The organism is Pseudomonas sp. PDM13, from assembly GCF_025685765.1.
Taxonomy (GTDB): domain Bacteria; phylum Pseudomonadota; class Gammaproteobacteria; order Pseudomonadales; family Pseudomonadaceae; genus Metapseudomonas; species Metapseudomonas solani.
The window spans coordinates 153,373-173,012 of the sequence record NZ_JAOTQU010000001.1; the positions used below are offsets into that span (position 1 = coordinate 153,373).

The 19,640-nt window shown below is 65.0% G+C and carries 16 protein-coding genes; 12 read left to right on the forward strand and 4 right to left on the reverse strand.

Annotation, left to right across the window (positions count from 1 at the left end; genetic code table 11):
* The first annotated feature begins 27 nt into the window (after window positions 1–27).
* The 7 genes from OEJ36_RS00785 to OEJ36_RS00815 all read left to right on the forward strand — a co-directional run bounded on the left by OEJ36_RS00785 (window position 28) and on the right by OEJ36_RS00815 (window position 8,772).
* On the forward strand, window positions 28–2,730 hold the full coding sequence (locus OEJ36_RS00785; RefSeq protein WP_263400001.1) for a [protein-PII] uridylyltransferase: 2,703 nt from the start codon (window positions 28–30) through the stop codon (window positions 2,728–2,730).
* Window positions 2,731–2,770: 40 nt separating this feature from the next.
* Entirely contained in the window at window positions 2,771–3,988 is a 1,218-nt protein-coding gene (dapC, locus tag OEJ36_RS00790; protein ID WP_263400002.1) for a succinyldiaminopimelate transaminase, read from the forward strand.
* Between the two features lie 177 nt (window positions 3,989–4,165).
* Window positions 4,166–5,284, forward strand: a complete 1,119-nt coding sequence (locus tag OEJ36_RS00795) for an acyltransferase family protein (protein ID WP_263400003.1) — start codon at window positions 4,166–4,168, stop codon at window positions 5,282–5,284.
* A gap of 250 nt (window positions 5,285–5,534) precedes the next feature.
* The gene (locus OEJ36_RS00800; RefSeq protein WP_263400004.1) at window positions 5,535–5,882 is read left to right on the forward strand and encodes an ArsC family reductase; all 348 of its coding nucleotides are present in this window, start codon (window positions 5,535–5,537) and stop codon (window positions 5,880–5,882) included.
* Between the two features lie 78 nt (window positions 5,883–5,960).
* A complete protein-coding gene (gene dapD, locus OEJ36_RS00805; RefSeq protein WP_263400005.1) occupies window positions 5,961–6,995 on the forward strand; it encodes a 2,3,4,5-tetrahydropyridine-2,6-dicarboxylate N-succinyltransferase in 1,035 nt (344 codons plus the stop codon).
* A gap of 170 nt (window positions 6,996–7,165) precedes the next feature.
* Window positions 7,166–8,371: an aminotransferase class V-fold PLP-dependent enzyme gene (locus OEJ36_RS00810; protein ID WP_263400006.1), complete on the forward strand. Its 1,206-nt coding sequence runs from the start codon at window positions 7,166–7,168 to the stop codon at window positions 8,369–8,371.
* Window positions 8,368–8,772, forward strand: coding sequence for a SufE family protein (locus OEJ36_RS00815; RefSeq protein ID WP_263400007.1), 405 nt, complete (start codon window positions 8,368–8,370; stop codon window positions 8,770–8,772). Before OEJ36_RS00810 ends, OEJ36_RS00815 begins: the two co-directional genes overlap by 4 nt.
* A 93-nt stretch (window positions 8,773–8,865) precedes the next feature.
* On the opposite strand, the gene tcdA is transcribed toward OEJ36_RS00815, so the two are convergent.
* Entirely contained in the window at window positions 8,866–9,669 is an 804-nt protein-coding gene (tcdA, locus tag OEJ36_RS00820) for a tRNA cyclic N6-threonylcarbamoyladenosine(37) synthase TcdA (protein ID WP_263400008.1), read from the reverse strand.
* Between the two features lie 153 nt (window positions 9,670–9,822).
* On the opposite strand from tcdA, the gene OEJ36_RS00825 reads away from it, so the two are divergent.
* The 5 genes from OEJ36_RS00825 (at window position 9,823) to OEJ36_RS00845 (ending at window position 16,206) form a co-directional block, all read left to right on the forward strand.
* Window positions 9,823–10,971, forward strand: coding sequence for an iron-containing alcohol dehydrogenase (locus OEJ36_RS00825; RefSeq protein WP_263400009.1), 1,149 nt, complete (start codon window positions 9,823–9,825; stop codon window positions 10,969–10,971).
* A gap of 221 nt (window positions 10,972–11,192) precedes the next feature.
* Complete coding sequence (locus OEJ36_RS00830) at window positions 11,193–13,784, forward strand: glycosyltransferase (RefSeq protein WP_263400010.1); 2,592 nt, start codon at window positions 11,193–11,195, stop codon at window positions 13,782–13,784.
* Window positions 13,785–13,878: 94 nt separating this feature from the next.
* Window positions 13,879–15,018: a succinyl-diaminopimelate desuccinylase gene (gene dapE, locus OEJ36_RS00835; protein WP_263400011.1), complete on the forward strand. Its 1,140-nt coding sequence runs from the start codon at window positions 13,879–13,881 to the stop codon at window positions 15,016–15,018.
* A gap of 2 nt (window positions 15,019–15,020) precedes the next feature.
* The gene (locus OEJ36_RS00840) at window positions 15,021–15,824 is read left to right on the forward strand and encodes a putative RNA methyltransferase (protein ID WP_263400012.1); all 804 of its coding nucleotides are present in this window, start codon (window positions 15,021–15,023) and stop codon (window positions 15,822–15,824) included.
* A gap of 10 nt (window positions 15,825–15,834) precedes the next feature.
* Entirely contained in the window at window positions 15,835–16,206 is a 372-nt protein-coding gene (locus OEJ36_RS00845; protein ID WP_263400013.1) for a hypothetical protein, read from the forward strand.
* A 67-nt stretch (window positions 16,207–16,273) separates the two neighbouring features.
* On the opposite strand, the gene OEJ36_RS00850 is transcribed toward OEJ36_RS00845, so the two are convergent.
* From OEJ36_RS00850 to OEJ36_RS00860, 3 genes are all read right to left on the reverse strand, one after another.
* Window positions 16,274–16,483: a cold-shock protein gene (locus tag OEJ36_RS00850; RefSeq protein ID WP_021219459.1), complete on the reverse strand. Its 210-nt coding sequence runs from the start codon at window positions 16,481–16,483 to the stop codon at window positions 16,274–16,276.
* 329 nt (window positions 16,484–16,812) lie between these two features.
* Window positions 16,813–17,793 (reverse strand): DUF4340 domain-containing protein, encoded by a 981-nt coding sequence (locus tag OEJ36_RS00855; protein ID WP_263400014.1) that lies wholly within the window; start codon window positions 17,791–17,793, stop codon window positions 16,813–16,815.
* Between the two features lie 11 nt (window positions 17,794–17,804).
* Window positions 17,805–19,640, reverse strand: a complete 1,836-nt coding sequence (locus OEJ36_RS00860) for a GldG family protein (RefSeq protein ID WP_263400015.1) — start codon at window positions 19,638–19,640, stop codon at window positions 17,805–17,807.

Genomic DNA, 19,640 nt, shown 5'->3' on the forward strand with positions numbered 1-19,640 from the left:
GCCCCACAGCTATAAGGAAGGCGACCGATGCCGCAGGTGGATCCCGAACTGTTCGACCGCGGCCAGTTCCAGGCCGAGCTGGCGCTGAAATCCAGCCCCATCGCCGCCTTCAAGAAGGCCATCCGCCAGGCGAAGGAGGTGCTCGACACCCGTTTCGCCAATGGCCGCGACATCCGCCGCCTGGTGGAAGACCGCGCCTGGTTCGTCGACCAGCTCCTGCGTGCCGCCTGGGAGCGCTTCGACTGGAGCGAAGACGCCGATATCGCCCTGCTGGCGGTCGGCGGCTACGGCCGGGGCGAGCTGCACCCCTACTCGGATATCGACCTGCTGATCCTCCTGGACAGCGCCGACCACGAGACCTTCCGCGAATCCATCGAAGGCTTCCTCACCCTGCTCTGGGACATCGGCCTGGAAGTCGGGCAGAGCGTGCGCTCGGTGGATGAATGCGCCGACGAGGCCCGCGCCGACCTGACGGTCGTCACCAACCTGATGGAAAGCCGCACCATCGCCGGCCCCGAAAGCCTGCGCAGGCGCATGCAGGACGTAACCAGCCCCGAGCGCATGTGGCCGAGCAAGGACTTCTTCCTCGCCAAGCGCCAGGAGCGGAAGGCCCGCCACGCCAAATACAACGACACCGAATACAACCTGGAACCCAACGTGAAGGGTTCCCCCGGGGGCCTCCGCGACATCCAGACCATCCTCTGGGTCGCCCGCCGCCAGTTCGGCAGCCTCAACCTGCACGCCCTTGTGAAGGAAGGCTTCCTCGTGGAGAGCGAATGCAGCGTGCTCGCCTCCAGCCAGGAGTTTCTCTGGAAGGTGCGCTACGCCCTGCACATGCTCGCCGGCCGCGCCGAAGATCGCCTGCTGTTCGACCACCAGCGCAAGCTGGCCGGGCTGCTGGGCTTCCAGGGCGATGACGCCAAGCAGGCTATCGAGCACTTCATGCAGAAGTACTACCGCGTGGTGATGGGCGTCGCCGAGCTGAGCGACCTGATCAACCAGCACTTCGAGGAAGTCATCCTGCGCAGCGCCGAATCGTCGCCCGCGCAGCCGCTGAACAGCCGCTTCCAGCTGCGTGACCGCTACATCGAAGTCACCCACCCCAACGTCTTCAAGCGCACCCCCTTCGCCCTGCTGGAAATCTTCGTGCTGATGGCCCAGCACCCCGAGATCAAGGGCGTGCGCGCCGACACCATCCGCCTGCTGCGCGACAGCCGCCACCTGATCGACGACGACTTCCGCAGCGACATCCGCAACACCAGCCTGTTCATCGAGCTGTTCAAGTCGTCCCAGGGCATCCACCGCAACCTGCGGCGGATGAACCGCTACGGCATCCTCGGCCGTTACCTGCCCGAGTTCGGCCACATCATCGGGCAGATGCAGCACGACCTGTTCCACATCTATACGGTCGACGCCCACACGCTCAACCTGATCAAGCACCTGCGCAAGCTCAAGTGGCCCGAACTGGCGGAGAAATTCCCCCTGGCCAGCAAGGTCATCGACAAGCTGCCCAAGCCCGAGCTGATCTACATCGCCGGCCTCTACCACGACATCGGCAAGGGCCGTGGCGGCGACCACTCCGAGCTCGGCGCCGTCGATGCCGAAGCCTTCTGCGCCCGGCACCAGCTGCCGGTCTGGGACTCGCGCCTGGTCACCTGGCTGGTGCAGAACCACCTGGTGATGTCCACCACCGCGCAGCGCAAGGACCTCTCCGACCCGCAGGTGATCTTCGACTTCGCCCAGCTGGTCGGCGACCAGACCCACCTCGACTACCTCTACGTGCTCACCGTGGCCGACATCAACGCCACCAACCCGAGCCTGTGGAACTCCTGGCGCGCCAGCCTGCTGCGCCAGCTCTACACGGAAACCAAGCGCGCCCTGCGCCGCGGCCTGGAAAACCCGCTGGACCGCGAAGAGCAGATCCGCCAGACCCAGACCGCCGCCATCGACATCCTCGTGCGCAACGGCATCGACCAGGACGAAGCCGAGCAGCTCTGGTCCCAGCTCGGCGACGACTACTTCCTGCGCCACACCGCCAGCGACGTGGCCTGGCACACCGAAGCCATCCTCCAGCACCCGGCCGGCAACGACCCGTTGGTGCTGATCAAGGAAACCGCCCAGCGCGAGTTCGAGGGTGCCACCCAGATCTTCATCTACGCCCCCGACCAGCACGACTTCTTCGCCGTGACCGTGGCCGCGATGAGCCAGCTCAACCTCAACATCCACGACGCGCGGATCATCACCTCCACCAGCCAGTTCACCCTCGACACCTACATCGTGCTCGACACCGCCGGTGGCTCCATCGGTGACGACCCGGCCCGGGTGAAGGAAATCCGCGAGGGCCTGATCGAAGCGCTGAAGAACCCCGACGAATACCCGGCGATCATCCAGCGCCGCGTACCGCGCCAGCTCAAGCACTTCGCCTTCCCGCCCCAGGTGACCATCTCCAACGACGCCCAGCGCCCGGTGACCGTGCTCGAACTGATCGCCCCCGACCGCCCCGGCCTGCTGGCGCGCATCGGGCGCATCTTCCTCGACTTCGACCTGTCGCTGCAGAACGCCAAGATCGCCACCCTCGGCGAACGGGTGGAAGACGTGTTCTTCGTCACCGACGCCGACAACCAGCCGCTGGCCGACCCCGAGCTGTGCCAGCGCCTGCAGGCCGCCATCGTCTCGCAGCTGTCCGAAGCCAACGCCCAGGGCGTGGACCCGAATCGCATCAGTATCTGAGCGCGCCCGTGCAGCCGCTCGCAGTAGCCAGGAACAACGAATGAACGACGCGCTGAACCACCTGCAGCCCTACCCCTTCGAAAAGCTCCGCGCCCTGCTCGGCGGTGTGCAACCGGCCGACAAGAAGGCCATCGCCCTGTCCATCGGCGAGCCCAAGCACCGCTCGCCGGACTTCGTCGCCAAGGCCCTGGCCGACAGCCTGGAGCAGATGGCCGTATACCCCACCACCCTCGGCATCCCGGCCCTGCGTGAAGCCATCGCCGCCTGGTGCGAGCGCCGTTTCAAGGTACCCGCCGGCTGGCTCGACGCCGCCCGCCACGTGCTGCCGGTCAACGGCACCCGCGAGGCGCTGTTCGCCTTCACCCAGACCGTGGTCAACCGCGCCGACAACGGCCTGGTGGTCAGCCCGAACCCCTTCTACCAGATCTACGAAGGCGCGGCCCTGCTCGCCGGCGCCGAGCCGCACTACCTGCCCTGCCTGGCGGAGAACGGCTTCAACCCCGACTTCGACGCCGTACCGGCCGAGGTCTGGCAGCGCTGCCAGATCCTCTTCCTCTGCTCCCCGGGCAACCCCACCGGCGCCCTGGTGCCGGTCGAACAACTGAAGAAGCTGATCGCCCTGGCCGACGAGCATGACTTCGTCATCGCCGCCGACGAGTGCTACAGCGAGCTGTACTTCGACGAGGCCAACCCGCCCGCCGGCCTGCTCAGCGCCTGCGCCGAACTGGGCCGCAGCGATTTCGCCCGCTGCGTGGTGTTCCACAGCCTGTCCAAGCGCTCCAACCTGCCGGGCCTGCGCTCCGGTTTCGTCGCCGGTGACGCCAGCATCCTCAAGGCCTTCCTGCTCTATCGCACCTACCACGGCTGCGCCATGCCCGTGCAGACCCAGTTGGCCAGCATCGCCGCCTGGAACGACGAAGCCCACGTGCGCGCCAATCGCGACCTGTACCGCGAGAAGTACGACGCCGTGCTCGACATCCTCGGTGGCGTACTCGACGTGCAACGCCCGGACGGTGGCTTCTACCTCTGGGCGAAAACCCCGGTGGACGACCAGACCTTCACCCGCGAGCTCTTCGCCCGCGAACACGTCACCGTGGTGCCCGGCTCCTACCTCTCTCGCGAGGTGGACGGCTTCAACCCCGGCGCCGGCCGCGTACGCATGGCCCTGGTGGCGCCCCTCGCGGAATGCATCGAAGCCGCCGAACGCATCCGCGACTTGACTGAAACCCTGACAATGCATCAGGGGATGATGCACTGAAGCCGCTAATGAAAAAGACGAGACACGATTACCACTCGCCGGGCCCCGCTCCAACGCCTTCCGACAGGTGATATCTGGGGGCAGTGGATTTATTGCGACAGAGCATTGATATCCAGCACGCGCATGGCGTGCACCAATGCATGATTCGCCCGCAGCGCAGTACAGATAGGAAGCAATATGCAACGGATCGACTCTCTAGATTACCTCCGTGGAATCATGGCTCTTTCAGTCATGATTTATCACTATTCATCGTGGTACGGCCTCGAACTGTCTCCTGCAAATCCTCTGGAGAAATTGGGCATCTACGCCGTATCAACATTCTACATACTGAGCGGCGTAAGCCTGGGCCTGATATACAAAGACCGAATCACCAACTTCGCAAGCGTCAAAGCATTCTACATAAAGAGGCTGTTCAGAATTGTCCCGCTACTCTGGATGACAATCACCGCCTACATCACGCTGAAATTCCTCTATAGCAAAATCTCGGATGCACCGTTCGACTACACAATAGAAAGAATACTGCTGAATTATTCACTGGCATTCAGTGTCTACAACATAAGTGAATACATACCAATTGGATCATGGTCAATTGGTAACGAGCTGACCTTTTACGCCATACTTCCAGCCATTCTCCTGCTTAATCGGAAGAGCAACTTATTCCTTCCAGCCTCGATTATCGGCTCACTCCTGATCGGCTACCATTTTGCTTTCAACATCATGAAGCCAGAGCTTTCAATTGGAAGCCAATGGATCACTTACATCAACCCATTCAATCAGCTTTATCTGTTTATGGCAGGCATCGCTCTTGGGGCTTACCTGCCCAAGAACATCCAGGCACTCACTGGGGCCAAAAGGGCGTCACTATCCGCTGCACTGGTCTTCGGCATTTTACTCTTCGCATTCCTCCCACTGGACAGTCAGGGTGAAATCGTTACAGGAATCTCAAGAGTCATTCTATCCGCCAGCTGCATATTGATTGTTGCCTGCACCTATACACTGAACCCGAAATCGCCGCCAAGAATGGGAAAAATCCTATCCACACTTGGCGAAGGATGCTATTCAATCTATCTCTTACACCCCTTAGTCTCAATGACCCTGGTCTTGGTACTGTCGAAGGTTGGAATCGGGACCGGCCCGGCCTATATTTTATCGATATTCGCGACAATCGCCGTCAGCCGTTTAACATACCATTACGTGGAAAAACCCATGATGGGCATTGGCAAGAAAATCTCAAACCGTGCAACCCAAGGTTCCGCAAAGGAAAATCACACCTCAGCAACGACATTCAAGACATGACGTCCTCGGATAGAAGTCGGTGAAAAGCGTTTATTGCATTATTTCAATGCCCACTCTTCAACCAACCTGCAGCGACGAACTGTAGAGCCAGGCACCTGATAATAATCAGACCCGACGGAAACACCCTATCGACCATGGCGCCGCACGAGAATCAGAAGCACCATAAGAATCGACATGGCATAATCACTGGCTAGAGTTTCGCCGAACCATTGAGAAGATCTCACACAGTTGAATCTCTCGAGGAAGACCAATGACTTACACCCTCTACGGCATCAAGGCCTGCGACACCATGAAGAAAGCCCGCACCTGGCTCGACGAGCAGGGCGTGAGCTATGCCTTCCACGATTACAAGGCTTCCGCCATCGACCGCGCCAATCTGCAGAAATGGTGTGCCGAACATGGCTGGGAAACCGTCCTCAACCGTGCCGGTACCACCTTCCGCAAACTCGATGACGCGCAGAAGGCCGATCTCGACCAGGCCAAGGCCATCGAACTGATGCTCGCCCAACCGTCGATGATCAAGCGACCGGTACTCGACCTGGGTACCCGCACCCTGGTCGGCTTCAAGCCCGAGCTCTACGCTGCCGCCCTCAAGTGACCGCACATCGCCTCGGCACCGCCCGGCAAGCCATCGACCGGACAGCCTGATCCAACCTATTCAGAACGAGGAATTCCCATGTCCACCCAACTCTTCAGCGTCGCTTTCGGCGTCGGCACCCAGAACCGCCAGGGCAACTGGCTGGAAGTCTTCTACGCCCAGCCCCTGCTCAAGCCCAGCACCCAACTGGTCGAAGCCATCGCCCCGGTCCTCGGCTACAGCGCCGGCAACCAGGCCATCGCCTTCAGCAATGCCCAGGCCGCCGACCTGGCCTCCGCGCTCAAGGAAATCGACCCAGCCCAATCCGCCCTGCTGACCCGCCTGGCCGAAAGCCAGAAGCCGCTGGTCGCCACCCTGCTGGCCGAAGACGCCGCCCTGACCTCCACCCCCGAGGCCTACCTCAAGCTGCACCTGCTGTCCCACCGCCTGGCCAAGCCCCACGGCCTGAACCTGACCGGCATCTTCCCACTGCTGCCCAACGTCGCCTGGACCAGCCACGGCGCCGTCGACCTCGGCGAACTGGCCGAGCGCCAGCTGGAAGCACGCCTGAAGGGCGAGCTGCTGGAGGTCTTCTCCGTGGACAAGTTCCCCAAGATGACCGACTACGTGGTCCCCGCCGGCGTACGCATCGCCGACAGCGCCCGCGTGCGCCTGGGCGCCTATGTGGGTGAAGGCACCACCGTGATGCACGAAGGCTTCATCAACTTCAACGCCGGCACCGAAGGCCCGGGCATGATCGAAGGCCGCGTCTCCGCAGGCGTCTTCGTCGGCAAAGGTTCTGACCTGGGCGGCGGCTGCTCCACCATGGGCACCCTCTCTGGTGGCGGCAACATCGTCATCGCCGTGGGCGAAGGCTGCCTGATCGGCGCCAACGCCGGCATCGGCATCCCGCTGGGCGACCGCAACATCGTCGAAGCCGGCCTGTACATCACCGCCGGCACCAAGGTCGCCCTGCTGGACGACCAGAACGCCCTGGTGAAAGTGGTCAAGGCCCGCGACCTGGCCGGCCAGCCCGACCTGCTGTTCCGCCGCAACTCGCAGAACGGCGCCGTCGAGTGCAAGACCAACAAGACGGCCATAGAGCTGAACGAAGCCCTTCACGCCCACAACTAAAAAGTCGATTCAGCGCGGCTGCGCTCGACCATACTGCGTTGCAATAAGGCTCGGACTGCTCATTTACACCCGTAAACTCCGCGTCCTCGCCTTATTGCGCCTTGTCTGGCCTTCGCTCGCCTCGCGCTGAATACAACTTTTCCGGCGCCAGGCTGAATCTGGAAACCGCAATGCCTCTCCCCTCTCCCTGGCGCTCCGACTTCTCCGCCCTTTCGGCCCTCGACGCCGAGGGGCAGACCTACCTGGACAGCGCCGCCACCTCGCAGAAGCCCCAGGCGGTGCTCGATGCCCTGCTCGGCTACTACGCCAGCGGCGCAGCCAATGTGCATCGCGCCCAGCACCTGCCGGGCGAGCGGGCGACCAGGGCTTTCGAAGGCAGCCGGACGCGTGTCGCCCACTGGCTGAACGCCGCCCACCCGGCGCAGATCGTCTTCACCCGTGGCGCCACCGAGGCGTTCAACCTGCTGGCCTATGGGCTGGAGCGGCAGTTCGCGCCCGGTGATCGCATCGTCATCAGCGCCCTGGAACACCACGCCAACCTGTTGCCCTGGCAGCAACTGGCACGCCGCCGCCAGCTGGAACTGGTAGTCCTGCCGCTGGATGCACGGGGCGATATCGACCTCGACCAGGCCCGCCAGTTGATCGATTCGAGTACCCGCCTGCTCGCCGTCAGCCAGCTGTCCAACGTACTCGGCCGCTGGCAGCCCCTTGGTGAACTGCTGGCCATGGCCCGCCAGCAGGGCGCGCTGACCGTGGTGGATGGCGCCCAGGGCGTGGTCCACGGCCGTCATGACGTACAGGCCCTGGGTTGCGACTTCTACGTGTTCTCCGGGCACAAGCTCTACGGCCCGGAAGGGGTCGGCGTGCTCTATGGCCGTGCCGACGCCCTGGCCCGTCTGGACCACTGGCAGTTCGGTGGCGAGATGGTGCACCGCGCCGACTACCAGGACGCCGACTTCCACAGCGCGCCCCTGGGCTTCGAGGCCGGCACCCCGGCCATCGCCCCGGTGATCGGGCTCGGCGCCGCGCTGGATTACCTCGGCAGCCTCGATGCCGCCGCCGTCACCGCCCACGAGACCGTGCTCCACGCCAAGCTGCTGGCCGGCCTCGCCGCCCGCGACGGTGTGCGCCTGGTGGGCGAGCCCCGGGTGGCACTGGCCTGCTTCGGCGTCGAAGGCGTGCACAACGCCGACCTCGCCCACCTGCTCACCGAACAGGGCATCGCCGTGCGCGCCGGGCACCACTGCGCCATGCCGCTGTACAAGGGGCTCGGCCTAAGCGGGGCGATCCGCGTCTCCCTCGGTCTCTACAACGATAGCGGCGACCTGGAGCGCTTCTTCGTTGCCCTGGACAAGGCCCTGGAGCTGCTGCGATGAACCTGCCGCCTGCCGCCTCCGAGGCTCTCGCCGCTTTTACCGGCGCCGGCAGCTGGGAGCAGCGTGCGCGCCTGCTGATGCAATGGGGCGAGCGCCTGGAGCCCCTGGCAGACGAAGAACGCAGCGACGCCAACCGTGTGCATGGCTGCGAAAGCCAGGTCTGGCTGGTCAGTGAAATGAAGGATGGCCAGCGTCACTTCCGCGCCGCCAGCGACGCCCGGCTGATCCGTGGCCTGCTGGCCGTGCTCCTGGTACGTGTGCAGGGCCTGCCGGCGGAAAAGCTGGCCGCCCTGGACCTCGCCGACTGGTTCACCCAGCTCGGCCTCGCCCGCCAGCTCTCCCCTTCCCGCAGCAACGGCCTCAACGCCGTGCTCGAACAGATACGCAAGAGCGCTATGTAGGTCGGGTGCAACCCGACGAGAACGATGCAGTCAGGGCATCAAGGTTTCTGGGGGGAGCGAATTCATTCGCGATGAGATTCCCGGAACAACCCTCTAGCCAGCAGCCCGCTCCGACGGCCGCCGCGCACCGGCCACCAGCTTGTCCACGGTCTTGGCCGCAGCGGCCATGCCGAAGCTGGCAGTAACCATCATCACCGCGCCGAAGCCGCCGGCGCAGTCCAGCTTCACGCCCTCACCGACGAAGCTCTTCTGCTGGCACACCGAGCCATCGGGCTTGGGGTAGCGCAGCTGCTCGGTGGAGAACACGCAGGGCACGCTGTAGGTGCGCCCCGCCGTTCTGGAGAAGTTGTAGTCGCGGCGCAGCATGGAGCGCACCTTGGCCGCCAGCGGGTCGTTGAAGGTCTTGTTCAGGTCGGTGACCTGGATCTGCGTCGGGTCCACCTGGCCGCCGGCGCCGCCGGTGGTGACGATCTGGATCTTGCGGCGCTTGCACCAGGCGATCAGCGCCGCCTTGGCCGCCACGCTGTCGATGCAGTCGATCACCGCATCCAGCTCGGGGGTGATGTACTCGGCCATGGTCTCGCGGGTGACGAAGTCGGCCACCGCATGCACCACGCAGGCCGGGTTGATGGCGCGGATGCGCTCGGCCATCACCTCCACCTTGGCCCGCCCCACGGCACCGGCGATGGCGTGCACCTGGCGGTTGGTATTGGTGATGCAGACATCGTCCAGGTCGAACAGGGAGATCTCACCGATGCCGGACCGCGCCAGCGCCTCCGCCGCCCAGGAGCCGACGCCGCCGATGCCCACCACCGCCACGTGCGCAGCCTGCAGGCGCGCGGCGCCCTCGAGGCCATAAAGGCGGGCGATGCCACCGAAACGTTCGTCTGTACTCATGCCTAGCTCCCAACTCGCCAGCCACCTGGCCGGGCGCGCATTATAGGAAGCGTCGACCGCCATCCCAAGCCCGACACCGCTGAATGGTGGGCCATAGATCGGCCCGTTGCCCCCCAGCGCTATAGTCGGCCGATAACAACAAGGGAGCCCAGCATGCGCAATTTCACCTTCTATAACCCCACCCGCATTCATTTCGGCGAAGGCCAGATCGACAAGCTGGCCCGTGAGATTCCCGCCGGCAGCCGGGTGCTGGTCACCCATGGCGGCGGTAGCATCTTCCAGAACGGCGTCTGGCAGCAGGTGGAACAGGCCCTGGCCGGTTACGCGCTGACCCGCTTCGCCGGCATCGAGGCCAACCCGCAATTCGACACCCTGGTAAAAGCCACGGAACTGGCGCGCCGCGAAGGCTGCGACTTCATCCTCGCCGTTGGCGGCGGCTCGGTGATCGACGGCAGCAAATTCATTGCCGCGGCCCTGTGCCATGACGGCGACCCGCTGGACCTGCTCACCGGCACCCGGGCCAAGGCGGCCGTGCCCATGGGCTGCGTGCTGACCCTTGCCGCCACCGGTTCGGAGAGCAACCCCCATGGCGTGGTCACCCATGTGACGCGCCAGGAGAAGCTGCCCTTCTCCAGCCCCTTGCTGTACCCGCGCTTCGCCATCCTCGACCCGCGCACCACCTTCAGCCTGCCCGCCCGGCAGATCGGCAATGGCGTGGTCGACGCCTTCGTCCACACCCTGGAGCAGTACCTCACCTACCCCGCCGATGCGCCGCTGCAGGACCGCCAGGCCGAAGGCCTGCTGCTCACCCTTATAGAGGAAGGCCCCAAGGCCCTGGCCAACCCCGAGGACTATGCCGTGCGTGCCAACCTCATGTGGTGCGCCACCCAGGCCCTCAACGGCCTGCTCGGCTGCGGCGTGCCGCAGGACTGGGCGACCCACATGATCGGCCACGAGCTCACCGCCCTCTATCACCTCGACCACGCCCAGACCCTGGCCGTGGTGCTGCCGGCGCTGCTGGCCGAGCGCCGTGAACCCAAGCGTGCCAAGCTGGCCCAGTACGCCGAGCGGGTCTGGGGCCTGACGGGGGACGAAGACACCCGGATCGACGGTGCCATCGCCGCCACCCGCGACTTCTTCGAAGCCATGGGCGTGCCCACCCGCCTCGCCGACCACGGTCTGGACGCGGAAGCCATCCCCCAGGTGCTGGCCCAGCTGGAGCGCCAAGGCATGACGGCCCTCAGCGAGCGTCGCGACCTCGACCTGGAAGCCAGCGAGCGCATCCTTCTGCGTGCCCTGTAATCTCCTTCGTACCGGGCCTGACACAACGCCAGCGACGGGGCCGGGAAATCGCCGCGAACTTCTCCGCAACCCCAGGGACAAAGCCTGTGTGCAATGGCCGGCAGGCACGGCTATCGTTCGTACAGAATCTATACAGTCGCCGGACGCCGGAGTAGCATGCGCGCCGACCAGCGCTCGCTGGCGCTATCTCCCCGTTCCACGCTTCGGAACCTGAAATCCCTATGCCATCGCGTAAATTTGGACTCAACCTGGTGGTCTTCGTGGCGGTCGCCGCGTTGTTCACCGGAATCTGGGCGCTCTACAACCGTCCCGTCAGTGCCCCGGACTGGCCCGAGCAGATCTCCGGCTACTCCTACTCGCCGTTCCGTGTGGACCAGAACCCCCAGCAGGACCGCTACCCCACCGACGAGCAGATCCGTGAAGACCTCGAGCTGCTGAGCAAGCAGACCGACAACATCCGCACCTACTCGGTGGACGGCACCCTCGCCGACATCCCCCGCATCGCCGAGGAATTCGGCCTGCGCGTGACCCTCGGCATCTGGATCAGCCCGGACGAAGCGCGCAACGAGCGCGAGATCACCAAGGCCATCGAGATCGCCAACAACTCGCGCAGCGTCGTGCGCGTAGTGGTCGGCAACGAAGCGTTGTTCCGCCGCGAGATCAGCCGCAAGGACCTCTCCGTCTACCTCGACCGAGTCCGCGCCGCCGTGAAGGTGCCGGTGACCACCTCCGAGCAGTGGCACATCTGGCTGAAGTACCCGGAGCTGGCCAAGCACGTAGACCTGGTCGCCGCCCACGTCCTGCCCTACTGGGAATTCATCCCCATGGAGGATTCCACCCAGTTCGTGCTGGAGCGCGCCAAGGACCTGAAGAAGGCCTTCCCGAAGAAGCCCCTGCTGCTTTCCGAAGTGGGCTGGCCGAGCAACGGCCGCATGCGCGGCGGTGCCGACGCCTCCCAGGCCGACCAGGCCATCTACCTGCGCACCCTGGTCAACGCCCTCAACGCCCAGGGCTACAACTACTTCGTGATCGAAGCCTTCGACCAGCCGTGGAAGGCCAGTGACGAAGGCTCGGTGGGCGCCTACTGGGGCGTCTACAACCTGGAGCGCCAACCCAAGTTCAACTTCGAAGGCCCGGTGATCGCCATCCCGCAATGGCGCATGCTCGCCGTCGCCTCGGTGGTCATGGCCCTGCTGGCCCTGGCCCTGATGCTCATCGACGGCAGCGCCCTGCGTCAGCGCGGCCGCACCTTCCTCACCTTCGTCGCCTTCGCCGGTGGCTCGGTGCTGGTGTGGATCGCCTACGACTACAGCCAGCAATACAGCACCTGGTTCAGCCTCACCGTCGGCGTGCTCCTGGGCGTCGGTGCCCTGGGCGTGTTCATCGTCCTGCTCACCGAGGCCCATGAACTGGCCGAGGCAGTCTGGGTACGTTCCCGTCGCCGGCCGTTCCTGCCGGTGATCGGCGACTCGCCCTACCGGCCCAAGGTGTCGATCCACGTGCCCTGCTACAACGAGCCGCCGGAGATGGTCAAACAGACCCTCGACGCCCTCGCCGCGCTGGATTATCCAGACTACGAAGTCATCATCATCGACAACAACACCAAGGACCCGGCCGTCTGGGAACCGGTGCAGGCGTACTGCGAACAGCTCGGTCCGCGCTTCCGCTTCTTCCACGTCGCCCCGCTCGCCGGCTTCAAGGGCGGCGCGCTGAACTACATCCTGCCGCACACCGCGCCCGACGCCGAAGTCGTGGCGGTGATCGACTCCGACTACTGCGTGAACCCCAACTGGCTCAAGCACATGGTCCCGCACTTCGCCGATCCCTCGATCGCCGTGGTGCAGTCGCCGCAGGACTACCGCGACGGCAAGGAAAACACCTTCAAGAAGCTCTGCTACGCCGAATACAAGGGCTTCTTCCACATCGGCATGGTGACCCGCAACGACCGCAACGCGATCATCCAGCACGGCACCATGACCATGATCCGCCGCACCGTGATGGACGAGCTGCAATGGGCCGACTGGACCATCTGCGAGGACGCCGAGCTCGGCCTGCGCGTGTTCGAAAAAGGCTATGCCGCCGCCTACGCCCATGACAGCTTCGGCCAGGGCCTGATGCCGGACACCTTCATCGACTACAAGAAGCAGCGCTTCCGCTGGGCCTATGGCGCCATCCAGATCATGAAGGGGCACGCCCGCAGCCTGTTCCTCGGCAAGGATTCCGAGCTCAAGCGTGGCCAGCGCTACCACTTCATCGCCGGCTGGCTGCCGTGGATCGCCGACGGCCTGAACATCTTCTTCACCATCGGTGCGCTGCTCTGGTCGGCCGCGATGATCATCGTGCCGCAACGGGTCGACCCGCCGCTGCTGATCTTCGCCATCCCGCCGCTGGCGCTGTTCTTCTTCAAGGTGGCGAAGATCGTGTTCCTCTACCAGCGCGCCGTCGGCGTCAACCTGAAGGACGCGTTCTGCGCCGCGGTAGCGGGCCTGGCCCTGTCGCACACCATCGCCAAGGCGGTGCTGTACGGCTTCTTCACCACCAGCATCCCGTTCTTCCGCACGCCGAAGATGCGCAGCAACCACGGCCTGATGATGGCTCTGGCGGAAGCCCGCGAAGAAGTCTTCGTGATGCTCCTGCTGTGGGGCGCCGCCATCGGCATCGGCATCGTCCAGGGCCTGCCCAGCGCCGACGTGAAGTTCTGGGTGGCCATGCTGCTGGTGCAGTCGCTGCCCTACCTCGCCGCGCTGATCATGGCGCTGCTCTCCTCGGCGCCCAAGCCGCTGGAACAGCCCCATCCGGAAGCCACGGCCTGACCCGTAGCGAGTGACCTAAACGGCGGCCAATGGCCGCCGTTTATGTTTTAAGATGTCGTCCTTTTCACGCCTTGCCGCCTTACCGGAGCCCTGCATGACCGCCCTCTCCCCCACCCTCGAGCTCGCCTGCGACCTCATCCGCCGCCCTTCGGTCACGCCGGTCGACGAAGGCTGCCAGGAGCTGATGATGCGCCGCCTGGAAGCGGTCGGCTTCCGCATCGAACGCATGCGCATCGAGGACGTGGAGAACTTCTGGGCCATCCGTGGTGGTGAAGGCCCCGTGCTGTGCTTCGCCGGGCATACCGACGTGGTGCCCACCGGCCCGCTGCAGGCCTGGCAGCACCAGCCCTTCGACGCCAAGATCGACGAGCAGGGCATGCTCTGCGGCCGTGGCGCCGCCGACATGAAAGGCAGCCTGGCGTCGATGATCATCGCCGTCGAGCGCTTCGTCGCCGAGCACCCGCAGCACCAGGGCGCCATCGCCTTCCTCATCACCAGCGACGAAGAAGGCCCCGCCCACCATGGCACCAAGGCTGTGGTCGAGCGCCTGGCCGCCCGTGGCGAACGCCTGGACTGGTGCATCGTCGGTGAGCCCTCCAGCACCACACTGGTGGGTGACGTGGTGAAGAACGGCCGCCGTGGCTCCCTCGGCGCCACCCTCACCGTGCGCGGCATCCAGGGCCACGTGGCCTACCCGCACCTGGCGAAGAACCCGATCCACCTCGCCGCCCCGGCCCTGGCGGAACTCGCCGCCGAGCATTGGGACGACGGCAACGCCTTCTTCCCGCCCACCAGCTTCCAGGTCTCCAACCTCAACTCCGGCACCGGCGCCACCAACGTCATCCCGGGTGAGCTGGTGGCGGTGTTCAATTTCCGCTTCTCCACCGAGTCCACGGTCGAAGGCCTGCAGCAGCGGGTCAATGCCATCCTCGACAAGCACGGCCTCGACTACCACGTGGAATGGGCCCTCTCCGGCCTGCCGTTCCTCACCGAGCCGGGCGAACTGCTCGACGCCGTGGCCGCCAGCATCAAGGCCGTCACCGGTCGCGAGACCACCCCGTCCACCAGCGGTGGCACCTCCGACGGCCGCTTCATCGCCACCATGGGTACCCAGGTGGTCGAACTCGGCCCGGTCAACGCCACCATCCACCAGGTCAACGAGCGCGTGCTGGCCAGCGACCTCGACCTGCTGACCGATATCTACCAGCAGACCCTCGTGCGGCTGCTGGCCTGATCATGCTCACCTGCCCCATCTGCCAGGCGCCGCTGTCCCCCGTGGACAACGGCGTCGCCTGCCCGGCCAACCACCGGTTCGACCGCGCCCGCCAGGGCTACCTGAACCTGCTGCCGGTGCAGCACAAGAACAGCCGCGACCCCGGTGACAACGCCGCCATGGTCGAGGCCCGTCGGCGCTTCCTCGAAGGCGGCCACTACGCGCCGCTGGCCGCCCGCCTGGCGCAGTTGGCTGCCGAACGCCGCCCTGCGCGCTGGCTGGATATCGGCTGCGGCGAGGGCTACTACACGACGCAGATCGCCGATGCGCTGCCCGACGCCGACGGCTACGGCCTGGACATCTCCCGCGAAGCGGTGAAGCGTGCCTGCCGCCGCACACCTGGCCTGACCTGGCTGGTGGCGAGCATGGCCCGCGTGCCCCTGGCGGACGCCAGCTGCCAGCTCCTGGCCAGCGTCTTCAGCCCGCTGGACTGGCAGGAGGCCCGCCGCCTGCTCGCCCCCGGCGGTGGCCTGCTGCGCATGGGCCCGACCCGCGGCCACCTGATGCAGCTGCGCGAACGCCTGTATGAGGAGGTCCGCGACTACGACGACGAGAAGCACCTGACACTGATCCCCGAGGGCATGAAGCTGGAACACAGCGAAACCCTCGAATTCGACCTGCAGCTGGCCAGCAGCGAAGCCCGTGCCGACCTTCTGGCCATGACGCCCCACGGCTGGCGCGCCAGCGCCGAACGCCGTGCCGCCGTGATCAAAGACGCCTTCGAAGTGACGGTCTCCATACGCTACGATTGGATCGTCAGAAACTAGGACCCCCGCCATGCGCCAACCCGATATCGAGATCTACCTGAAGGACGCCGACCAGGACGCCGTTTCCGCCTGGCTGGCGCAGGCCCTGGGCGACTGCTCGCCCTGGCAGCAGAAAGGCCAGACCTTCAAATGCAACGCCGGCGGCATCCCCGTGACCTGGCTGCCGCGCGCCGTGGGCAAGTGGCACAGCCTGCTGCTGGAGAGCGATGCGACGCCCTGGGAGGATGACCTCTCCTGCGCCCTGGCCGCGTTCGCCGCGCTGGGCGTGGAAATCCGTTGCGCACCAGGTGGCTGGCAGGAAGAAGAAGGCGAGGAAGATGCGGACCGCTGGATCAGGGTCAACGCCCAAGGCAGCAGCGAGATCGTCTGGCGCACCGACTGAGTGCAACCGCGAGTGGTGTTGCAGAAAACAAAAGGCCCGTCATCGACGGGCCTTTTGCTTGGAGTCGTCAGACTCTGGAGACGTCTTCCGCCTGCAGGCCTTTCTGTCCCTGGATCACCGCGAATTCCACTTTCTGGCCTTCGACCAGGGAACGATGCCCATCGCCGCGGATAGCACGGTAGTGAACGAAGACATCCGGACCGCTTTCGCGCTGAATGAATCCATAGCCTTTAGCGTCATTGAACCACTTGACGGTTCCGACCTCACGATCAGCCATTACTACTCTCTCCAAACTCGCAATTTTATTGTTTTGCCCCTTATTCAAGAGGCTTAGACGGTTGGGCAAGGACGTTCTTCTTTTTATATCCGACCGCAGTCCAGAGAGGCGTGGGCGGGTATGTCGAATAGCGTTCTTTTAACCACCGCGACCGGAGTATACGACAGGAAATGCTACAGAAAAGCACTTTTTTAGGATGCCGTGAAACGGCCGGCTGGCAGGGCTTTCACGCCCTTTTATGGGTCTTCGGGGTCACAAAATGGGGCACTCCCGGAGCGGTTGAAAAGCAACTTGGAAACGCCTTTCGCACACCCCGGTAGTTGCCCTTCTTACTTGGCCGAGAGCAAGTCTTCGAGCCTCTTCGCCAGCGCCTGGTATTGGGACGCCTCGATGCGATAAGCCCAATCGAGACGGCCCGCAACTTGCTCGCCGTCGAACTTGTCCTTGCGCTTCAACTGCATCCAGTACTGCTCGCCCTGCCCGAGGATGACCCCATCGAGCTGGCCACCCGCAAAGTCCTGCAGGCTGAACTCGAGCAACGGCTTGTCCTTGAACTGCACCTGGTCCAGCGGCGCGGCATCGGCGAACTCCAGGCCGGCGAATAGCGTCGCCATGCCATTGGCCGCCGCCTCGTAGGCCAGCGTGCGGTTGGCCGGCAGCTGGCGGACCTTGAGGTTCGCGTCGCCCTCGGCATCGCGGTAGACCGTCAGCGCATTACCCTGGCGGAACTTCACCTCGACCTGGCGCACGCTGGCGAAGGGGATGCTCGCGATACGTCGATCCAGCCAACCGAGCTCGTTCTCCGGCAGGGCGATACGCGTGTCGATCAGCCAGCTCTGGTTCTCGCCGCCCAGGCGCACCAGCTGCCCCTTGCCGCCTTGGCCCGGCTTGCCCACCAGCAGCACCTGCTCGGGCAGACCCTCGCCCTGCAGCCTTACACGTATGCCCTGGCCTTCGCCCTTGTCCGCCAGGCCGAGTTGGCCGTGCAGTTCGGGCTTGGCGGTGCGCGCCTCGATTTCCCGCGCATCCCCCAGTGCCCGCAGCAGGTCGGCCACCGGTTTGGCCGCCGCCGGGTAGCCGGCCTTGTCGGGCAGCACCCAGGTGCCACTCTGCCGTGCCAGGCGCAGCAGCGGCTGCCCCGGGCGCTCCACCTCGATGCGGTCCACCTCGGCGAGCCGGCCCTGCAGCGCCGGCAGCAAGGGCGACGGCCCCTTCACCGCGAGCGGTTCGGGGGCCCGGTGCAGGCCCACATAGGCCAGCATCAGGGCAATGGCCACCAGGGCCAGGAACAACAGTGCCTTGCGTCCCATCGGTTCTCTCCTCAGGCCCGGCGGCGACGCCAGAACCACAGCAGCAGCACGCCCAGGGTCAGCACCAGCGGAACCAGGACGATGTTGATGAGTTTGAGGGTGCGGCCGAGTTTCTCGATATCGGCGTTGAGCTGGTAGTTGACCTCACGCAGCTCCTTGCGGATGCGCACCTTCTCCTGCATGAACTGCTGCAGGGTGGCCTGCTGTTCGGGGGTCAGTTCCAGGGCCTTGGTCGGGTCCTGGTTCTTCTGCAGGCTGGCCAGCTTCTCCTCGGTGTCGGCGAGGCGCTGCTGCAGCACCTGCTCCTGCTCGCGGAAGCGCGTCTCGGCCTCACGCTGCAGCGACTCGACCACGGTGAAGGGCCGGGTGAAGCGCCCCCGGGAGCGCACGCTGATCAACGCTTCGGAACCGGTCAGGTTATCCAGGGCGTTGATGGCGAAGCCGGAGTTGTCGGCCCAGGGCTGCGGCACGCGCTGGCCGAAGAAGTCCTGCACCTGCACCCACATGCGGTCGCTGAGCATGTCGGTGTCGGCGACCACGATGACGTTGATGTTGTCCGCCGCCTTGAGCCCGTCCTTGCGGCCCTCGATGCCATCGGGGAAGGCGCTCTGCACCGGCCCGCCGATGCGCGCGGCGATGGCGTAGCGGTCGCCGCTGGGCTTCAGCTCGCGCATCAGCACATCGGGGTTGCGCAGGGTGGCGAAGATCCCGGCATCGAAGGGCATGGCGTATTCCGAACTCTGGATCAGCGGCGCGAAATGGGTCTTCGCACCCTCCAGCGGGCGCAGGATGCCGGCGGTGGCGACGGTGACCGTCTCCAGGCTGGAGGTGGCGATGTCGCTGGCGTCCAGGGCCTTCTTCGGCAGGCTCAGCCAACCGACGTGGCGCGCCGGGCGCTGGCCCTCGCCCATGCTCACCGACATGGCGTAGGCGCCGTCGCCCACCACCTTGCCGGGCACCATCTCCAGGCCCCAGGCCTTGAACAGCGCCGGCAGGTCGGAGGCCTTGTCCTCGCCACCCATCTCGCCGGGCATCTGCACGCTATGGTCGGCTTCGCTGTAGGGGTCGACGAACACCAGCAGCTTGCCGCCCCGCAGAACGAACTGGTCGATGGCGTACTGGGTCTGTTGCGACAGGTTCTTCGGGTGCACCAGCAGCAGCACCGACACCTTGTCGGGAATCTGGTCGACGCTGGGCTTGATGCTCTCGATCTGGAACAGCTGGCGGATCTCCTCCATCACCATCCAGGGTTGGCCGGGCTGGCGGGTCTGCATGTCGAAGCCGCCGTTGATGGGCAGCCCGGACATCACCCCGACCACCGGCCGCTGGGGCTTGGCCAGGCTCTGCACCAGGCGGCTGATCTCGTATTCGAGGAACTCCTCCTGGTCGAGGGGGAAGAACGGGATGATCTGCCGGTCATCGACGCTGTTGGTCCCGGCCAGGCCGAAGTAGACCGAATCACCGCCCTGCTGCAGCGGCACCGCCTGCAAGCCGAACTCGGCGGCCTTGTCCTCGTCCTCGGAGAAGGGCTCGGGGTCGACGATGTGCAGCTTGATCTTGCCGTCCGACGCCTGGGCATAGGCCTTGAGCATCTCTTCCACACGCTTGGCGTAGTTGCGCAGCACCACCAGGTCCTTGGCGGATTTGTCGGAGTAGAAGAAGTACAGGTTGATGGGCTCGTCCAGCTCCCCGAGGATCTGCCGGGTGCCGTCGGAAATGGTGTAGAGCTTCTGCTCGGTGAGGTCGATGCGGGCGTTGGTCAGCGCCAGCCCGGAGACCATGTTGAATGCCAGGAAGGCCAGGGCGATAAGCAGCAGGCCGGCGCTGGAATACATCAGTTTCTTCAT

Excerpts from the sequence above, each read along its gene's own strand:
- OEJ36_RS00785 (WP_263400001.1), top strand. The coding sequence starts at position 28 with ATGCCGCAGGTGGATCCCGAACTGTTCGACCGCGGCCAGTTCCAGGCC.
- dapC (WP_263400002.1), top strand. The coding sequence starts at position 2,771 with ATGAACGACGCGCTGAACCACCTGCAGCCCTACCCCTTCGAAAAGCTC.
- OEJ36_RS00795 (WP_263400003.1), top strand. The coding sequence starts at position 4,166 with ATGCAACGGATCGACTCTCTAGATTACCTCCGTGGAATCATGGCTCTT.
- OEJ36_RS00800 (WP_263400004.1), top strand. The coding sequence starts at position 5,535 with ATGACTTACACCCTCTACGGCATCAAGGCCTGCGACACCATGAAGAAA.
- dapD (WP_263400005.1), top strand. The coding sequence starts at position 5,961 with ATGTCCACCCAACTCTTCAGCGTCGCTTTCGGCGTCGGCACCCAGAAC.
- OEJ36_RS00810 (WP_263400006.1), top strand. The coding sequence starts at position 7,166 with ATGCCTCTCCCCTCTCCCTGGCGCTCCGACTTCTCCGCCCTTTCGGCC.
- OEJ36_RS00815 (WP_263400007.1), top strand. The coding sequence starts at position 8,368 with ATGAACCTGCCGCCTGCCGCCTCCGAGGCTCTCGCCGCTTTTACCGGC.
- tcdA (WP_263400008.1), bottom strand. The coding sequence starts at position 9,669 with ATGAGTACAGACGAACGTTTCGGTGGCATCGCCCGCCTTTATGGCCTC.
- OEJ36_RS00825 (WP_263400009.1), top strand. The coding sequence starts at position 9,823 with ATGCGCAATTTCACCTTCTATAACCCCACCCGCATTCATTTCGGCGAA.
- OEJ36_RS00830 (WP_263400010.1), top strand. The coding sequence starts at position 11,193 with ATGCCATCGCGTAAATTTGGACTCAACCTGGTGGTCTTCGTGGCGGTC.
- dapE (WP_263400011.1), top strand. The coding sequence starts at position 13,879 with ATGACCGCCCTCTCCCCCACCCTCGAGCTCGCCTGCGACCTCATCCGC.
- OEJ36_RS00840 (WP_263400012.1), top strand. The coding sequence starts at position 15,021 with ATGCTCACCTGCCCCATCTGCCAGGCGCCGCTGTCCCCCGTGGACAAC.
- OEJ36_RS00845 (WP_263400013.1), top strand. The coding sequence starts at position 15,835 with ATGCGCCAACCCGATATCGAGATCTACCTGAAGGACGCCGACCAGGAC.
- OEJ36_RS00850 (WP_021219459.1), bottom strand. The coding sequence starts at position 16,483 with ATGGCTGATCGTGAGGTCGGAACCGTCAAGTGGTTCAATGACGCTAAA.
- OEJ36_RS00855 (WP_263400014.1), bottom strand. The coding sequence starts at position 17,793 with ATGGGACGCAAGGCACTGTTGTTCCTGGCCCTGGTGGCCATTGCCCTG.
- OEJ36_RS00860 (WP_263400015.1), bottom strand. The coding sequence starts at position 19,640 with ATGAAGAAACTGATGTATTCCAGCGCCGGCCTGCTGCTTATCGCCCTG.